The sequence below is a fragment of the Micromonospora sp. WMMD987 genome, from assembly GCF_029581435.1.
Taxonomy (GTDB): Bacteria; Actinomycetota; Actinomycetes; order Mycobacteriales; family Micromonosporaceae; genus Micromonospora; species Micromonospora rifamycinica.
This window is the reverse complement of sequence record NZ_CP120861.1, coordinates 6,459,245-6,475,778: the sequence shown is the minus strand read 5'-3', so window position 1 is coordinate 6,475,778 and position 16,534 is coordinate 6,459,245. Positions and strand designations below refer to the sequence as shown.

Here is a 16,534-nt window from a genome sequence, read left to right as displayed (position 1 = left end):
AGCCTCAGCCGGTGCGGTGGGGCGGCAGGGTGCGCCCGTCGCGGACGCCCCCCGCCCCGGTGTCGAAGGGTGGGCGGGGCGGTCTGCCGGGGCCGGCGTGAGGTAAAGTTTTCAAGAGGGATGTTCCCAGTTACAAGATTTTCATCTACTTCTATGGGTTGATGCCTCATGATGGGGAGATAGATCCCCGTCAATGGAGGTTTCCCCATGAACGTGTCTCGGCTCGGCGGGCCGACACTGTCGCTGTACCGCATCGTCATCGGCCTGCTGTTCATGCTGCACGGCCTGTCCTCTGTCTTCGGGCTGTTCGGCGGCAACCCGATGACCGGCAAGGCCATCCCGTTCGGCACCTGGCCGGGCTGGTGGGCGGCGCTGATCCAACTGGTCTGTGGCGCGCTGGTGCTGGCCGGCCTGTTCACCCGACCGGCCGCGCTGCTCGCGTCCGGCTCGATGGCGTACGCCTACTTCGTGGTGCACCAGCCGGACGGCCTGCTGCCGCTGCGCAACGGTGGCGAGCTGTCGGCGCTCTTCTGCTGGTCGTTCCTGCTGATCGCGGTGCTCGGCCCGGGTTCCTGGGCGCTCGACACGCTGCTCACCCGGCGGCGTGCCGACGCCCCGCCGGCCCCGGTGGCCGCGCACGAGCGCAACTCCGTGCCGGCCTGACCGACCGGTCCGCGCCGCCGGAGCCTCGACGAGGCGGCCCCGGCGGCGCACCCGGTCAGGGGTGGTGGACCACGAGGGTGGCGTCCGTTCCGTCGGCGCGGTCGGGCGCTACTCCCGTCAGGGGTTGTAGGGGGCGTCGGTGTGGCCCGCCTCGGTGAGCTTGGAGCCGGAGAGCTGGTAGACCGACGTCCGCTTGATGTTCAACTCGGCCATCCCCCGGCCGGGGCCACGGGTCAACCAGACCACGGTGGCCCGGCCGTCGGCCACGGTGATCGACACGACCGGGGTCCGGTCGCCGAGGTCGGCCAACGCCCGGAACACCGGCACGCCGCCGCTGTTGCGCCACGCGGCCAGCGTGTAGAAGGTGCCGGTCCCCCCGGACTTGATCGCCACCGCACCCACCGCGTCCTCCGCGCCGTCCCCGTCGAGGTCACCGATGCCGCACGGCTTCTGCAGCGTCACGGTGGCGCCGTCCTCGCCCGACCACTGTCCGTCGGCCAGCGGCAGGTAGTCCGGGTAGCCGTTGTAGGGCACCTTGCTGCTGCCCAGCCGGGCCTCCGCGAGGTGGGCACAGGTCAGTGGGGCCTTGACCGGGGCGGCGGTGGTGGCGCTGACCGCCGGTGCGGTGGTGGCGGCGCTCTTCGGCTGGGGTGTCGGCGTCGCGCTGGTGGGACTCGCCCCGGGCGTGGGCGCGTTCAGCACCGAGGCGGTGGAGGGCTCGGTGGACGGGCCGACCGTGGGAGCCGTCCCGCTCTGCCCTGCCTGTCCACCCCCGCAGGCGGTGAGCAGACAGAGCACGGTGAGGGCCGTGAGGCCGGACGGAATCCGTCGCATGGTCGGGGGGTCCTCTCTCGACGTCAGATGCCCGCACCGTACTGATCGATGGCAATACCGGTCATCGGCTCGACGGTCGGGCCGGACCGGCCTGTCGGGGCGGTGTCAGGGGCCGACCGGCGAGCCGGTGCACGGGGGTCCGGGGCCGGCGGGCACCACCGTGCTGAGCTGGAAACCTGCCCGAAACATCGGCCGTGGTCGCCGCGGCCGGGGCCGGGTGGGCCGAGGGTTGGCTCACACCGTGGGAGCGGACTGGGCGACGGCGGCGAAGCTGCCTAGACTCGACCTCACAACTGCATACCTCATCCAGAGGGGCTGAGGGATACGGCCCGACGACGCCCCGGCAACCACCCCGCGCGCTCATCGCTGAGCGTCCCGTGGGGCAGGTGCCAATTCCGTCCCCGCCGCAGGGTGCGATGTGGGGAAAGATGAGAGGAACCCGACATGACGTCGACGCTCGCCGCCCCCGGTATCGACACCACCGCCAGCCCCGCCCGCGCCCTGGTCTGCCGCGCCTGTTCCGCCCGCTACCCGCTCGCCGCGCAGCACGCCTGTTACGAGTGTTTCGGCCCGCTGGAGGTCGACTACGACACCGCCGCGCTGGCCACCGTCACCCGGGAGCAGATCGAGGCCGGTCCGCAGAACATCTGGCGGTACGCCGCCCTCCTGCCCGCCGGCCAGGACCCGGCCACCCGGGTCACCCTCGACCCCGGGCTCACCCCACTGGTCGCGGCCCCGCACCTCGCCGCCGAGCTGGGCATCAGCGCCCCGCTCTGGGTCAAGGACGACAGCGCCAACCCGACCCACTCGTTCAAGGACCGGGTGGTCTCGGTGGCGTTGACCGCCGCGCAGGCGCTCGGCTTCCGCCGGTTCGCCTGTGCCTCGACCGGCAACCTGGCCAACTCGGTGGCCGCCCACGCCGCCCGCGCCGGAGCGCCCTCGGTGGTCTTCATCCCCGGTGACCTGGAGCAGGGCAAGGTGATCACCACGGCCGTCTACGGCGGCGACCTGGTCGCCATCGACGGCTCGTACGACGACGTGAACCGGCTCTGCGGCGAGCTGGTGGAGACCGACGAGTTCGAGGACACCGCCTTCGTCAACGTCAACGTCCGGCCGTACTACGCGGAGGGTTCCAAGACCCTCGGGTACGAGGTGGCCGAACAGCTCGGCTGGCGGATCCCGGCCCAGGTGGTCATCCCGATGGCCTCCGGCGAGCTGCTCACCAAGATCGACAAGGCGTTCACCGAGCTGGTCGAGATCGGCCTGGTCGAAGCGCCGGCCGGGGGCTGGAAGGTGTTCGGCGCCCAGTCGGCCGGCTGCAACCCGATCGCCACCGCCCTGCACGCCGACACCGACGTCATCACCCCGGTCCGGCCGACCGGCATCGCCAAGTCGCTCAACATCGGTGACCCGGCCGCCGGCCTGTACGCCCTGGAGGCGGTCCGGCGGACCGGCGGCTGGATGGAGTACGTCGACGACGACGAGATCCGCGCGGGCATCCGGCTGCTGGCCCGGACCACCGGTGTCTTCGCCGAGACGGCCGGCGGGGTGACCGTGGCGGTGCTGCGCAAGCTCGTCGAGTCCGGCCGGCTCGACCCGACCGCCGAGACGGTCGTCTTCAACACCGGCGAGGGCCTGAAGACCATCGACGCGGTCGCCGGTCAGGTCGGCCCCACCCACCGGATCAAGCCTTCCCTGCGGGCCGCCCGCGACGCCGGTCTGCTCTCCTGACCCCATGGAGTTGATCTTTGAGTGACCGGGTTTTCGCGGTGCGTGGCGAAAACCCGCCGGGAAGGACTTGACGGCAGGAACCGGACGGCGCAAGATGCTCCGTGCGGGAGGGCTTTCGCCGGAGACTTTTCAAGCCTTGCGACCCAACGCCGGAGGCGTTGTGCGAACGTCCCTCCCGACCAACCTCCGAAGGGGGCCAGCGGAAATCCGCTGGCCCCCTTCGCTCGTCAGCACCGGCCGGACTGTGACACGCCCCTACTGATCTGGTCGTCATCTGTTGCATGATGGCGGGCATGACGGAGACCCCGCACCCGCTGTACGACAGGCACGCCGACACCCTGCACCGCGCGCTGACCGCGATCGCGGAACGCGGGTACTGGTCCGCCTACCCCGAATCGCCCAGCCCCCGGGTGTACGGCGAGACCGCCGCCGCCGACGGGAAGGCCGCCTTCGAGGCGTACCTCGGTGGTGACTTCCCGCTCGACCAGCCCGGCGCGGCCGACCGGGTGGCCACCGAGACGAGCCCGTTCGGGGTGGCCCTGGACGTGCGGTACCCGCACCCGGGCGCGGACGAGGCGGTCGCCGCCGCCTCCGCCGCCCTGCCGGCCTGGCGCGACGCCGGCCCGCAGGCCCGGGTGGGGGTCTGCTTGGAGATCCTCGACCGGCTGCACAGGCACATCTTCGAGCTGGCCAACGCGGTGCAGTTCACCAGCGGCCAGGCGTTCGTGATGGCCTTCCAGGCCGGCGGCGCGCACGCGCTGGACCGGGCGCTGGAGGCGCTCGCCTACGGGTACGCGGAGATGACCCGGCACCCCGCGACGGCGGGCTGGGAGAAGGCCGCCGGCAAGGGCGACCCGCTCCGGATGGCCAAGACGTTCCACGTGGTTCCGCGCGGCGTGGCGCTGGTGATCGGCTGCAACACCTTCCCGACCTGGAACTCGTACCCCGGGCTGTTCGCCTCGCTGGTCACCGGCAACCCGGTGATCGTCAAGCCGCACCCGCGCGCGGTGCTGCCGCTGGCGATCACCGTGAAGTACGCCCGGGAGGTGCTCGCCGAGGCCGGCTTCGACCCCGACCTGGTGCTGCTCGCCCCCGACGCCCCCGGCGAGAAGCTGGCCTCGACCCTGGCCCTGCACCCGGCCGTGAAGATCGTCGACTTCACCGGCTCCACCGGGTACGGCGACTGGCTGGAGGCCAACGCCCGGCAGGCGACGGTCTACACCGAGAAGGCCGGCCTCAACACCGTCGTGATCGACTCCACCGACGACTTCGCCGGGATGTGCCGCAACCTGGGCTTCACGCTGACTCTGTACAGCGGTCAGATGTGCACCACCTCGCAGAACATCCTGATCCCCGCCGCCGGTATCGACACCGACCAGGGGCACAAGAGCTTCGACGAGGTGGCCGCCGGCATCGCCGCCACCATCGGCAAGCTCACCGCCGACCCGGCCCGGGGCGTCGAGCTGACCGGTGCGATCGTCAACGACGGGGTGCTGGAGCGGCTCGACGAGGTGACCAAGGTCGGCCAGCCGGTGCTGGAGTCGCGTACCGTCGCGCACCCCTCGCTGCCCGACGCGGTGGTCCGGACGCCGACCGTCGTCAAGCTCGCCGCCACCGACACCGAGGTCTACGGTCGGGAGTGGTTCGGGCCGATCTCCTTCGTCATCGCCACCGACTCGACCGCGCACAGCATCGAGATCATGCGGACGACCGTGGGGGAGTCCGGCGCGCTGACCGCCGCCGTCTACTCCACCGACGAGACGGTGCTGGACGCCGTCGAGGCCGCCGCGATCGACGTCGGGGTGCACCTGTCGGCCAACCTCACCGGCGGGGTCTTCGTCAACCAGTCCGCCGCCTTCTCGGACTTCCACGGCAGCGGCGCGAACGCGGCCGCCAACGCCGCCCTCACCGACGGCGCCTACGTGGCGAACCGGTTCCGCATCGTCCAGTCCCGCCGCCCCGCCTGACCCCCTGGCGCGGGGGTGGACTCTCCGGTGAGCACGAGGTTCACGCCAAGGCCCGGCCCCGGGCTGACCTGAACCTCGTGCTCGCCGGGGCGGGCCGGGGTGGACGGGTCGGGTCTGGTCAGGCGGGCCGACGCATCTGGAGTTCGCGCAGCGCCGGGAGTTTGGGATGGGGTACCCGGACCCCGGTGTCGGTGAAGCCCAGCCGTCGGTAGGCCCGGCAGGCCCGGTCGTTGCCGACCACCACCTCCAGCAGCAGCTGCGGTCGGCCGCAGGCACGGGACCAGGTGGCCACCTCGTCGATCAGCGCGCCGACCAGGCCGGTGCCACGCCACGCGGGGGCCACGTAGACCGCGTAGACCACGGTCAGCCCCGGCTCGTCGGGGGAGGCGGTCCCGCCCGCGTGGCCGACCAGCCGGCCTCCGGGGTCGGCGATGAACTGGGCCGTGTGACAGCCCTGCGCGACGTACGCGATCCGGGCCGCGTACTGGGCGTGCGGGCGGGCGGCGGCCTCGGCCACGGTTTCCAGGAAGGCCAGCGGCGCGTCCGCGAGCATCTCCAGCCGCAGCGCCCGCATCCGGGCCGTGTCGTCCGGGCGCACCCGGCGCACGGGGGCCGTCCGGATCGCCGGAGGGGCCGGGGCAGAGGTCATGCAGGCATGCATAGCGCAGTGATGGTTGACGATGGGTGGCCGGGTCGATACCCGTCTGATTTAGCCCTATTTGTGGTCGTGCGCAGTCGTCACTCCTCGTGTAGCGTGCGATTTCGGTCACCGATTCAGCGGCCTTCACCGGTCGCTGAAACGGGTGGTTCTCCGCTGTCGGCCAGCCGGCATCCCGGGGTTGTGGAACGCCGCGCAGAGTGAGGAAGTGCACCGTGGCACAGGGCACCGTCAAGTGGTTCAACTCCGAAAAGGGTTACGGCTTCATCGCCGTCGACGGCGGGCAGGACGTCTTCGTCCACTTCTCCGCCATCGAGATGGACGGCTACAAGGCGCTGGACGACGGTCAGCGGGTGGAGTTCGAGATCGCCCAGGGCCAGAAGGGTCCGCAGGCCGAACGGGTCCGCGTCATCGCCTGACCGCCTCGGCGGTCCCATCGCCCGGACGTCCGGTCCTGTCGGTGGACCGTCCGGTCCCACCTGTCGGGGCGTCCGCAGGACGGATGGCGGTGGGGGTGCGTGCCGGGAAAGATCGTGAACCGTCCAGGCGTCCTCGCTGAGGAGGGTTCATGTCCGACCAGTCACCTTCGGGTCCGCCCGACCCCGCTGCCGGGTCCTCGGGTGGACCGTGGGGGCCGCCGTCGGGGCTGCCGCCCTCGGGGCCGCCACCGTGGGGGCCGGCCGCGACCGGTCCGCCGGGCCGGGGCTACCCGGACCCGGGTAACCCGCCGCCTGCCGCAGGCCCCTACCCGGGCTACCCGCCGGGGGGCGCCGGCTTCCCGCCGGGCGGTGGCTACCCGCAAGGTGGTGGTTTTCCGCCGGGTGGTGGCTACTGGCCGCCGGGTGCCGCCGGCCTCCCGCCGGGTGGGGGCTTTCCGCCGGGTGGGAGCCACCCGCCGGGTGGGGGCGGCTTTCCGCCGTACGCCGGGGGTGGTGCCTGGGGTCCGCAGGACCCGCTGGTCAACCCGCCGTACGCCGGGCTGGACGGCTGGTTCACCCGGTGCACCGGGGCGCTGCGCCGGGGCTGGCGGATCCTGCTGCCGCTGATGCTGCTCACCCAGGCCGTACCGGCGGTGGCGGTGTCGCTCCTCTCGTTCGGCACCGGACCGGACGCCACGGAGCTGCCCGCCGACGGCTCGCTGCCCGAGGGCTACCTCACCGACCTGGCGGTCTACGGCGCCTCGGTGGCGCTGATCGCCCTGGCGTTCGGGGTGGTGCAGGGCATCGGCTGGGCGGGTGGCACCTGGGTGGTGACCCGGCAGGCCGCCGGCCAGCCGACCGACCTGCCCGGCGCGCTGCGCTACGGCGCCCGCCGCTGCCTCGGGCTGTGGGGCTGGATGGTGGTCATGGGCGTGCTCATCGGGATCGGCTTCTGCTTCTGCCTGCTGCCCGGCATCTACCTCGCCTTCGCGCTCGCCCTCGCCGGCCCGGTCTACCTGTTCGAGGGGCAGGGCCCGATCGGGCGTTCGTTCCGGATGTTCCACGACCGGTTGGGCATGGTGCTCGGCCGGGTGTCGTTGGTCGCACTCGCGGTGCTTCTCGGCAGCGCGCTCGGCTCGGTGGTGGAGTCGGTCGGCACCCTGCCGTTCGGCACCGACCCGTTCACCGCCCCCGGCACCGCCGTGGGCGCGGTGGCGGTGATCCTGGTGAGCGCGGTGCTGGTGGTCCCGGTCTACCTGGTGCAGCTCGTCGGTCTGGTGGTGACGTACGCCGAGCAGCGGGCACAGGCGGGGCCGGTGAACGCCGCGCTACTGGTGGCGGAACTCGGCTGACCGGCCCCATCGTGCTTGCACTCGGCAGGGGAGAGTGCTAAACAAGTCATTGGCACTCGCATACGATGAGTGCCAATGGTCGGGGCGGTAGGGCCACGGTCACACCGACGTTTCGATGGCGTCGGGTGGCACGGGGCCGGTCGTCGCGGGCTGTCCGGCCCGACCGAGGAGGACGTCGTCGTCGCCAGGTGGCGACGTCCCCAAGGTGCGTACACCAGGCGGCCCGTCCGGGGCACAACACCCGGGTGGCCCGTGAGTGTCCAGGAGGACAACGCCGTATGGCCAAGATGATCGCGTTCGACGAAGAGGCTCGCCGCGGCCTCGAGCGGGGCATGAACCAGCTCGCCGACGCCGTGAAGGTGACCCTCGGCCCCAAGGGCCGCAACGTGGTGCTCGAGAAGAAGTGGGGTGCCCCCACCATCACCAACGATGGTGTGAGCATCGCCAAGGAGATCGAACTCGAGGACCCGTACGAGAAGATCGGCGCCGAGCTGGTCAAGGAGGTCGCCAAGAAGACCGACGACGTTGCCGGTGACGGCACGACGACGGCGACCGTCCTGGCCCAGGCCCTGGTGCGCGAGGGTCTGCGCAACGTGGCCGCCGGTGCCAACCCGATGGCCCTGAAGCGGGGCATCGAGACTGCCGTGGCCAGCGTCTCGGAGGAGCTGTCCAAGCTCGCCAAGGACGTCGAGACCAAGGAGCAGATCGCCTCCACCGCCTCCATCTCCGCCGGTGACAGCACCGTCGGCGAGATCATCGCCGAGGCGATGGACAAGGTCGGCAAGGAAGGCGTCATCACCGTCGAGGAGAGCAACACCTTCGGCCTGGAGCTCGAGCTCACCGAGGGCATGCGCTTCGACAAGGGTTACATCTCCGCGTACTTCATGACCGACCCGGAGCGTATGGAGGCCGTCTTCGACGACCCGTACCTCCTGATCGCCAACAGCAAGATCTCGTCGGTGAAGGACCTGCTCCCGATCCTGGAGAAGGTCATGCAGTCGGGCAAGCCGCTGCTGATCATCGCCGAGGACCTGGAGGGCGAGGCCCTCGCCACCCTGGTCGTCAACAAGGTCCGGGGCACCTTCAAGTCGGTCGCCGTCAAGGCGCCGGGCTTCGGTGACCGTCGCAAGGCCATGCTGACCGACATCGCCATCCTCACCGGTGGCCAGGTCATCAGCGAGGAGGTCGGCCTCAAGCTCGACGCCGCCAGCCTCGACATGCTGGGCCGCGCCCGCAAGGTCGTGGTCACCAAGGACGAGACCACCATCGTCGACGGTGCCGGCGACGCCGACCAGATCCAGGGTCGGGTCAACCAGATCCGGGCCGAGATCGACAAGAGCGACTCCGACTACGACCGCGAGAAGCTGCAGGAGCGGCTGGCCAAGCTGGCCGGTGGCGTCGCGGTGATCAAGGTCGGCGCGGCCACCGAGGTCGAGCTGAAGGAGCGCAAGCACCGCATCGAGGACGCCGTCCGCAACGCGAAGGCCGCCGTCGAGGAGGGCATCGTCCCGGGTGGTGGCGTCGCGCTGGTGCAGGCCGGCAAGACCGCCTTCGACAAGCTGGACCTGACCGGCGACGAGGCGACCGGCGCGCAGATCGTCAAGATCGCGCTGGACGCCCCGCTGCGGCAGATCGCCGTCAACGCCGGCCTCGAGGGTGGCGTGGTCGTCGAGCGCGTCCGCAACCTGGACGCCGGTCACGGCCTCAACGCCGCCAGCGGTGAGTACGTCGACCTGCTGGCCGCGGGCATCATCGACCCGGCCAAGGTGACCCGGTCGGCGCTGCAGAACGCCGCTTCGATCGCGGCGCTCTTCCTCACCACCGAGGCCGTCGTGGCGGACAAGCCGGAGAAGACCCCGGCCGCCCCGGCTGGCCCGGGTGGCGGGGACATGGACTTCTGAGTCCAGCTCCAACGCCGAGAGGGGCGGACCGCGCAAGCGGTCCGCCCCTCTCCGTCCGTGGCCCTGCTTCCCCGCCCCGGCTTCCTGCCCGGTGCCGGGGAAGCGGTCAACGCCCCGGCAGTCCACGCCGGGAGCGCTGAGCGGCCGGTGCCCTGGGGGCCACGCCGGGAGCACGGAGCGGCCGGTGCCCGGAGTCCACGCCGGGAGCGCGGAGCGGTCAGCGCCCCGGCAGTCCACGCCGGGAGCGCGGAGCGGTCAGCGTCGGACCGCCCGTACCGCCGCGAACGCGTCGACCAGGCCGGCCCCGGTCGACGACGCCGCCGGGCCGCAACTGAGGTCGGCGGGTCCGGCCGGCTGTGCGGTGTCCCGCAGGATGCTCCGGGTCCGGGCCAGGTCACCCACGAGCGCCGGGTTCGCCGACCACATCAGGGCCACCACCCCCGCCACCTGCGGGGTGGCCATCGAGGTGCCGTCCAGGGTGGCGTAGCCGCCGCCGGGCATCGCGGACAGGATCCCCGCCCCGGGGGCCACCAGGTCGGGTTTGCCCGCCCCACCGGCGGCGGGACCACGGCTGGAGAACTCGGTCACCGCCCGGTCGCGACCCACCGCACCCACCGTCAGCACGTCCGGGTACGGCGCGGGCGGGTCGACGATCGACCCGCAGTCCGGCCCGGTGTTCCCGGCGGCGGCCACCACCAGGATGCCGGCGGCCTCCAGCGCGGCGGTCGCCGGACGCAGCGCGCCCGGGTCGCAGCCCTCCACCGGTGGGCATCCCCACGAGTTGGTGAGCACGTCCGGTGCCCGGTCCGGCCGGCCGTCGGTGAACGGGTCACCACCGGCCGGGAACGGGGCCAGCATGAACTGGAGGCAGTCCAGGTAACGCGCCGGGCTGCCCAGGTTGCGGTCGAGGTTGACGCAGCCCACCCACTGCGCGCCGGGGGCCACCCCGATACCGTCGCGCCCCACCGCGCTGCCCGTGGTGTGGGTGCCGTGACCGCCGGTGTCGGTCGGGGTGCGGGTGTGGTCCCACGGGTCGTACCAGGAGTCGTCGCCGCCCCGGAAGCCGGCGGCCAGCGCCGGATGGGCGCCGTCGATCCCGGAGTCCGAACTGCCGATCACCACCCCGGTGCCGGTGACACCCAGCTCCGACCAGACCCGGTCGGCACCGAGCATCCGGATGTTCCACTCCGGGCCGGTCGGTGCGGGCTGGTCACCCCGGCTGGCCGGGGCCGGCGCGGGCAACGGCCGGAGCCGCTGGCTGACCAGCACCCGGGCCACCTCGGGCCGGGTGGACAGCCAGGCCCGCACCGCCGGTCCACCGTCGGTCTCGATCGCGTTGACCAGGTAGTACGGCGTCGGGTCGAGGCGCAGCCGGGTGAGGTCCCGGCGCAGCGCCCCCTGGGTGCGTTCGGCGGTGGACACCAGCCGGCGGTGGACCTCGGCGGTCCGCGCCTGCCGGCCGGGCCGACCGGGCGTCCCGGCGGGGAGGTCGGAGAGGTCGGCCTGCTCGCGGAGCACCACCAGCAGCCGCTCGCCGTACAGGCCGGGTCGACCGACGGTCACCTCCACCACGCCGACGGTGAGGAGCAGGACGGCCGCGCTCGAGGCGGCGACCAGCCGGCCGGGGGCACGCCCGTGCGGCCGGGCGAGCAGCACCCCGTACCCGATGGCCAGGACGACCGCGACGGCGAGCCCGACGCCGGTCGCCACCGCGACCCAGTACGGCACGTCGCGGGTGGTGGCCAGCAGGATCGAGATCTCCTCCGGGTCGGTGAGGGCCAGCGGGCCGAACACCGCCAGGCCGACCAGCCAGCGGACCGGCGCGGCCCCGGCAGGTGCGCCGGCCCGCCGGGCCGCCACCTGGCACGCGCCGAGCACGAAGCCGAGCGGCGGCACGTACAGCAGCGCCGGAAGCTGGGCACCGGACTGGCCGGTGCCGGCGACGAGCAGCAGCAGGACGACCCCGGCGACCAGGCCACCGACCAGCACGGTGCGGGCGGCCCGGGGCGGCCCGTCGCCGGTGAAGGGGGACCAGAACCGGTCGCCCAGCAGCGCCCCGGCCAGCAGGCCGAGCGCCGTCGCGGCGACCCCGGCGAGCAGCGTCTCCAGCAGCCCACCGAGCGCGCCGAACCAGACCCACGGCACCAGCAGGGCCAGTCCGGCCGCCACCGCCAGCAGGGTGACCGCCCGGGTCCGGTCGGCACCGCCGGCCGCCCCGGTCCGGCCGTGCCCGACCTGCTGGCCGCCTCCGGGCTGCGGGTCCGGCACGGGCTGCTGCCGGGCCGGGACGGCCAGCCAGGCTGGAGCGGACTGCTGGTCCGGCGTCGGCTGCCCGGCCGGCGCGGGCTGCCCGGGTTGCCGAGCCGGTGCGGGGTACCGGGCACCGGTGGCCCGGTCGGGTAGGCGGGTGGCCAGCGCCGCGAGCAGGGCCGCCGTCGCGGCCAGTGCCGCCAGGTACAGCTCGTGGTGCACCGGCGGAAGTGCCCGCAGGGATCCGAGGGCGACCAGGGCGAGCCCGGCGCTGAGCCAACCGCGTCCGGCGGCGCGTACCCCGGCCGAGCGGGGCAGCAGGGCCAGCAGCACCGCGGGCAGGCCCACCAGCAGGGCGGTGGCCAGGCTGAGTACCGGCCAGAGCCACCCCCACCGGTCCCACCCGGCGGCCACCTGCAACTGTTCGACCGACCACCCGACCACCTGGAGCAGCGCGGCGAGGGCCACCGCCCAGCCACCGGCGAACGCGGCGGCCACCACCGGCCACGGGCCGGGCGGACGGCCGGTGCCCGGCGGAAACCCGTGACCCGGCGGAGGAGGTGCGTCGGCCAACATCCGGAAACAGTACGACGCGACCCGCCCCGCGCTGGCGTCGGTCCGATCCGGTCCCGCCACAGGTCAGCGGCGGCCCCGGGGACTCCCGTCCCGTCGTCCGGCCGTCCCGTCGCCCGGTGGCGTCGCGGCGGTGGGCCGGAACCCGGCGGCCTCCGGGCCTGCTGTCCGCGGGTGCGGGCGGATACGGTGGACGGGTGCGTGACCCCAACGTGACCCGAGTCGCCGCCGGCCAGCTCTCTCCGGTGCGCCGCGCCGCGGACCTGCGCCGGCTCCGGGCCGAGCGGTTCGACGTGCTGGTCATCGGCGGTGGGGCGACCGGCGCGGGTGCCGCGCTCGATGCCGCCTCCCGGGGGCTCAAGGTCGCCCTGGTCGAGGCCCGCGACTTCGCCGCCGGCACGTCCAGCCGGTCCAGCAAGCTGATCCACGGCGGCCTGCGCTACCTGGAGCAGCTCGAGTTCCACCTGGTCCACGAGGCGTTGACCGAGCGGGGGCTGCTCGCCACCCGGCTCGCCCCGCACCTGGTCCGGCCGGTCCCGTTCCTGATCCCGCTCCCCGCCGGTAGGGGCCTGCGCGACCTGCCGGCCCGGCTGTTCCGCCGCTCCTACTACGGGGTCGGGGTGGCCGCCTACGACGCGTTCGCCGGGATCTTCGGCACCGGTCGGGGAATGCCGCTGCACCGGCACCTGAGCCGCGAGGGCGCCCGCCGGGTCTTCCCCAGCCTGCGCGCCGACGCGCTGGCCGGGGCGATCCGCTACTACGACGGCCAGGTCGACGACGCCCGGCTGGTGGTGACCCTGGCCCGTACCGCCGCCAGCCTGGGCGCCACGGTGGTGAGCAGCGCCCGCGCCGTCGGGCTGGTGCGGCAGGCCCGGGAGGTCACCGGGGTCCGGGTCCGCGACCTGGAGGCCCCCGCCGGCTCCCCGGACGCCGAGTTCGAGGTACGCGCCCGCACCGTCATCGCCGCCACCGGAGTGTGGAGCGACGACATGTCCCGGATGCTCAACGACGTCGGGCTGCGCCCCGGCATCCGGGTCCGGGCCTCCAAGGGGGTGCACCTGGTGGTGCCCCGCTCGGCGATCACCGGTGAGACCGGGCTGATCGTGCGTACCGCGACGAGTGTGCTCTTCGTCATCCCCTGGGGCGGGCACTGGATCATCGGGACCACCGACACCGACTGGCGGCTGGACCGTTCCCACCCGGCCGCCTCCGCCCGCGACATCCGGTACCTGCTGGACCAGGTCAACACGGTGCTGGACCGGCCGTTGTCCAGCGCCGACATCGAGGGCGTCTACGCCGGGCTGCGCCCGCTGCTGGCCGGCGAGGCCGACTCCACCTCCAAGCTCTCCCGGGAGCACGCGGTCTTCGAGCCGATGCTCGGGCTGCTGCTGGTGGCCGGCGGCAAGTACACGACCTACCGGGTGATGGCCGCCGACGTGGTGGACCGGGCCGCCCACCGGCTCGGTGGCGTACGACCCTCGCGCACCGCCGACCTGCCGCTGCTCGGTGCGGACGGGTACGCCGCCATGTGGCGGGACCGCGCCGACCTGGCCCGCCGGCACGGGGTGCCGGTGGGTGTGGTCGAGCACCTGCTGGAGCGGTACGGCACGCTCACCCTGGAACTGCTGGCGCTGATCGCCGCGGATCCGCTGCTCGCCTCGCCGCTGGCCGGCGCACCCGAGTACCTGGCCGCCGAGGTGACCTACGCCGCCCGCGCGGAGGGGGCGCTGCACCTGGAGGACGTGCTGACCCGGCGTACCCGGATCTCCTTCGAGACGAGCCACCGGGGGCTCGACTCGGCCGGGCACACGGCGGAGCTGATGGGCGCGGTCCTCGGTTGGGACGCGGCCACCCGGGAGCGGGAGGTCGCGCACTACCGCGCCCGGGTCGAGGCGGAGCGGGAGTCCCAGCTCATGCCGGACGACGCGACCGCCGACGCGGCCCGGCTGGGTGCGCCCGACGTCCGGGGTTTCGCCGCCGACCGGGGGGTGGACGGCGGCGCGGGCGGCCCGATCGAGCTGCCGACGCCCCTGCGCTGACCGGTCCGGGGCGGCCCCCGCTCACCGCCGCCGTGCCGGTCGGAGGCGTCCCCTTCGCCGCCGTGCCGGTCGGAGGTGCCCCGGCCCACCCGTGCCGGGCCGGCCCCCGTGCCGGTGCCGGGCCGGTCGGTGGGTTCCGGACGGCATTGCGGTGGGATAGGTTCCGGCGCGTGGTTCCCCCCCAGTGGTCACGCGCGTCCGTCGTCCCCGCCCTCGCCGTGCTGACGGTTGCCCTGGCCGGCTGCGCGATGGACGACCGGGACGGCGGCTCCACAGCGGAGGGCGGCCGGGGGACACCGTCGCCGGTGGCGACCGCCAACCGGGTCAGCCTGGTGCAGAAGCTCGGCGACGACGGTCCACTGCGGTCGCTGACCATCGAGCCGGACGGCCGGTGGGAGTGTGACGACTGTGCCGGGGACGGGGTCACCTCGACCGGTTCCCTGGACGCCGAGCAGGTGCAGCGGTTGCACGGGCTGCTCGCCGACCCGCGACTGGCCCGGGAGACCGACCAGGCGCGTCGGTACCGGGCGAGCTGCATCGACGCGCTGACGTCCAGCCTGGTCACCGCGGCCGGACTGATCACCTCGCAGGACTGCCCGGGTGAGGAGCGGCCGGCGGTGGCCGGGGAGATCCTGCTCCTGCTCACCCAGGCCACCCCGGCCGAACCCACCCGCTGACCCGGCCCGCTGACCCGGTCCGCGCCCGCCGGGCCACCCGCGCGACGGCGGGCGGGCGGGCGGGTTCAGAGCACCTTGCCCGGGTTGAGCAGGCCGGCCGGGTCGAGTGCCGCCTTGATCGCCTGGTGCACCCGCATGCCGACCGGGCCGACCTCCCGGGCCAGCCAGTCCCGCTTGAGCAGCCCGACGCCGTGCTCGCCGGTGCAGGTGCCGCCCAGCTCCAGGCCGAGCCGGATGATCTCGTCGAAGGCCCGCCGGCCCCGCGCCAGGCTCGCCGGGTCGGCCCGGTCCACCACGATGTTCGGGTGCAGGTTGCCGTCCCCGGCATGGCCGACCACACCGATCGGCACCGCGCACTCGGCGGCGATCCGGTCCACCCCGTCCAGCAGCGTGGCGAGCGCGCCCCGGGGCACCGCCACGTCGTCGATGATCAGACCACCGTTGCCGTCCGGGTAGGTGTCGGTGGCGAACCTCTCCATCGCCGGGTGGGCCAGCCGACGGGCCTGGAGCAGCGCCGCCGCCTCCACCGCGTCGGTGGCCGTGTAGACCTCCTCGGCGCCGGCCGCCGTGCAGACCTCGGCGATCCGGGCGAGGTCCGCCGCCGCCCGGGGGCCGGTGTCGACGGCGGCGAGCAGCAGCGCACGGGCATCGGTCCGCAACCCCATCGGCCGGTACGCCTCGATCGCCCGCAGGTGCGTCCGGTCGAGCAGCTCCAGCAGGCTCGGGGTGAGCCCCTGCGCGGCGACCCCGGCCACCGCCGTCCCCGCCCCGGCGGTCGAGCCGAAGACCGCGACCATGGTCAGCGACTCCTCGGGTGTGGGCCGTAGTGCCACGGTGACCTCGGTGATCACGCCGAGGGTGCCCTCCGCGCCGACGAAGAGCCGGGTGAGGTCGTACCCGGCGACCCCCTTGGCGGTACGCCGGCCGGTGCGCAGCACCTCGCCGGAGGCGAGCACGACCTCCAGCCCCAGCACGTACTCGGCGGTCACCCCGTACTTCACGCAGCACATGCCGCCGGCGTTGGTGGAGACGTTGCCGCCGATGGTGGAGGACTCCCAGGAGCCCGGGTCCGGCGGGTAGTACAGCCCGTGCCCGCGGACCGCACCGGCCAGCGTGGCGTTCACCACGCCCGGCTGCACCACGGCGATCCGGGCCACCGGGTCGATCTCCCGGATCGCGGTCATCGCGACGGTGCTCAACACGACCGCGCCGTCCACCGCGTTCGCCGCGCCGGCCAGGCCGGTCCGCGCCCCCTGCGGCACCACCGGTACGCCGTGCCGGGCCGCCGCCCGGACCACCGCCGCCACCTGTGCGGTGTCCCGGGGCCGGACGACCACCAGCGGGGTGCCGGCGGCGCAGAGGTCCGCCTCGTCGCGTCGGTGCAGCCGGAGCAGGTCCGGGTCGGTGAGGACGGCCTCGTCGCCGAGGGCCGCCCGCAGGTCGTCGAGGAGGGGGGAGCCAGCCATGCGG

Annotated in this window: 12 protein-coding genes and 1 riboswitch; of the genes, 8 read left to right on the top strand and 4 right to left on the bottom strand. The window is 73.8% G+C overall.

Going from position 1 to position 16,534, the window contains the following annotated elements; genetic code table 11:
* Positions 1–207: 207 nt before the first annotated feature.
* Positions 208–663 (top strand): DoxX family protein, encoded by a 456-nt coding sequence (locus tag O7612_RS27620; protein ID WP_282268712.1) that lies wholly within the window; start codon positions 208–210, stop codon positions 661–663.
* Between the two features lie 117 nt (positions 664–780).
* Here the strand turns inward: O7612_RS27620 and O7612_RS27615 are convergent, their stop codons facing one another.
* A complete protein-coding gene (locus O7612_RS27615) occupies positions 781–1,497 on the bottom strand; it encodes a hypothetical protein (protein ID WP_282268710.1) in 717 nt (238 codons plus the stop codon).
* A gap of 299 nt (positions 1,498–1,796) precedes the next feature.
* A riboswitch (SAM riboswitch) is annotated at positions 1,797–1,932 on the top strand.
* A gap of 9 nt (positions 1,933–1,941) precedes the next feature.
* Here O7612_RS27615 and thrC point away from each other — a divergent pair.
* Both thrC and paaN read left to right on the top strand, forming a co-directional pair.
* Positions 1,942–3,228 (top strand): threonine synthase, encoded by a 1,287-nt coding sequence (gene thrC, locus O7612_RS27610; protein WP_282268707.1) that lies wholly within the window; start codon positions 1,942–1,944, stop codon positions 3,226–3,228.
* 293 nt (positions 3,229–3,521) lie between these two features.
* A complete protein-coding gene (paaN, locus tag O7612_RS27605) occupies positions 3,522–5,195 on the top strand; it encodes a phenylacetic acid degradation protein PaaN (RefSeq protein ID WP_282268705.1) in 1,674 nt (557 codons plus the stop codon).
* Positions 5,196–5,313: 118 nt separating this feature from the next.
* On the opposite strand, the gene O7612_RS27600 is transcribed toward paaN, so the two are convergent.
* Complete coding sequence (locus O7612_RS27600; RefSeq protein ID WP_282268703.1) at positions 5,314–5,844, bottom strand: GNAT family N-acetyltransferase; 531 nt, start codon at positions 5,842–5,844, stop codon at positions 5,314–5,316.
* A 224-nt stretch (positions 5,845–6,068) separates the two neighbouring features.
* On the opposite strand from O7612_RS27600, the gene O7612_RS27595 reads away from it, so the two are divergent.
* The 3 genes from O7612_RS27595 to groL all read left to right on the top strand — a co-directional run bounded on the left by O7612_RS27595 (position 6,069) and on the right by groL (position 9,525).
* Positions 6,069–6,272: a cold-shock protein gene (locus tag O7612_RS27595; protein ID WP_067305333.1), complete on the top strand. Its 204-nt coding sequence runs from the start codon at positions 6,069–6,071 to the stop codon at positions 6,270–6,272.
* Positions 6,273–6,421: 149 nt separating this feature from the next.
* Positions 6,422–7,624: a hypothetical protein gene (locus tag O7612_RS27590; protein WP_282268701.1), complete on the top strand. Its 1,203-nt coding sequence runs from the start codon at positions 6,422–6,424 to the stop codon at positions 7,622–7,624.
* Positions 7,625–7,902: 278 nt separating this feature from the next.
* A complete protein-coding gene (groL, locus tag O7612_RS27585) occupies positions 7,903–9,525 on the top strand; it encodes a chaperonin GroEL (RefSeq protein ID WP_067305265.1) in 1,623 nt (540 codons plus the stop codon).
* A gap of 255 nt (positions 9,526–9,780) precedes the next feature.
* Here the strand turns inward: groL and O7612_RS27580 are convergent, their stop codons facing one another.
* Positions 9,781–12,351, bottom strand: coding sequence for a S8 family serine peptidase (locus O7612_RS27580; RefSeq protein WP_282268698.1), 2,571 nt, complete (start codon positions 12,349–12,351; stop codon positions 9,781–9,783).
* A 209-nt stretch (positions 12,352–12,560) separates the two neighbouring features.
* Here O7612_RS27580 and O7612_RS27575 point away from each other — a divergent pair, with 209 nt between their 5' ends.
* The gene (locus O7612_RS27575) at positions 12,561–14,387 is read left to right on the top strand and encodes a glycerol-3-phosphate dehydrogenase/oxidase (RefSeq protein WP_282274075.1); all 1,827 of its coding nucleotides are present in this window, start codon (positions 12,561–12,563) and stop codon (positions 14,385–14,387) included.
* A gap of 170 nt (positions 14,388–14,557) precedes the next feature.
* Positions 14,558–15,064, top strand: coding sequence for a hypothetical protein (locus O7612_RS27570; RefSeq protein ID WP_282268696.1), 507 nt, complete (start codon positions 14,558–14,560; stop codon positions 15,062–15,064).
* Between the two features lie 65 nt (positions 15,065–15,129).
* On the opposite strand, the gene O7612_RS27565 is transcribed toward O7612_RS27570, so the two are convergent.
* Positions 15,130–16,530, bottom strand: coding sequence for an FAD-linked oxidase C-terminal domain-containing protein (locus O7612_RS27565; RefSeq protein ID WP_282268694.1), 1,401 nt, complete (start codon positions 16,528–16,530; stop codon positions 15,130–15,132).
* Between the last annotated feature and the right edge of the window lie 4 nt (positions 16,531–16,534).

Coding starts and splice junctions, on each gene's coding strand:
- O7612_RS27620 (WP_282268712.1), top strand. CDS start 208: ATGAACGTGTCTCGGCTCGGCGGGCCGACACTGTCGCTGTACCGCATC.
- O7612_RS27615 (WP_282268710.1), bottom strand. CDS start 1,497: ATGCGACGGATTCCGTCCGGCCTCACGGCCCTCACCGTGCTCTGTCTG.
- thrC (WP_282268707.1), top strand. CDS start 1,942: ATGACGTCGACGCTCGCCGCCCCCGGTATCGACACCACCGCCAGCCCC.
- paaN (WP_282268705.1), top strand. CDS start 3,522: ATGACGGAGACCCCGCACCCGCTGTACGACAGGCACGCCGACACCCTG.
- O7612_RS27600 (WP_282268703.1), bottom strand. CDS start 5,844: ATGACCTCTGCCCCGGCCCCTCCGGCGATCCGGACGGCCCCCGTGCGC.
- O7612_RS27590 (WP_282268701.1), top strand. CDS start 6,422: ATGTCCGACCAGTCACCTTCGGGTCCGCCCGACCCCGCTGCCGGGTCC.
- groL (WP_067305265.1), top strand. CDS start 7,903: ATGGCCAAGATGATCGCGTTCGACGAAGAGGCTCGCCGCGGCCTCGAG.
- O7612_RS27580 (WP_282268698.1), bottom strand. CDS start 12,351: ATGTTGGCCGACGCACCTCCTCCGCCGGGTCACGGGTTTCCGCCGGGC.
- O7612_RS27565 (WP_282268694.1), bottom strand. CDS start 16,530: ATGGCTGGCTCCCCCCTCCTCGACGACCTGCGGGCGGCCCTCGGCGAC.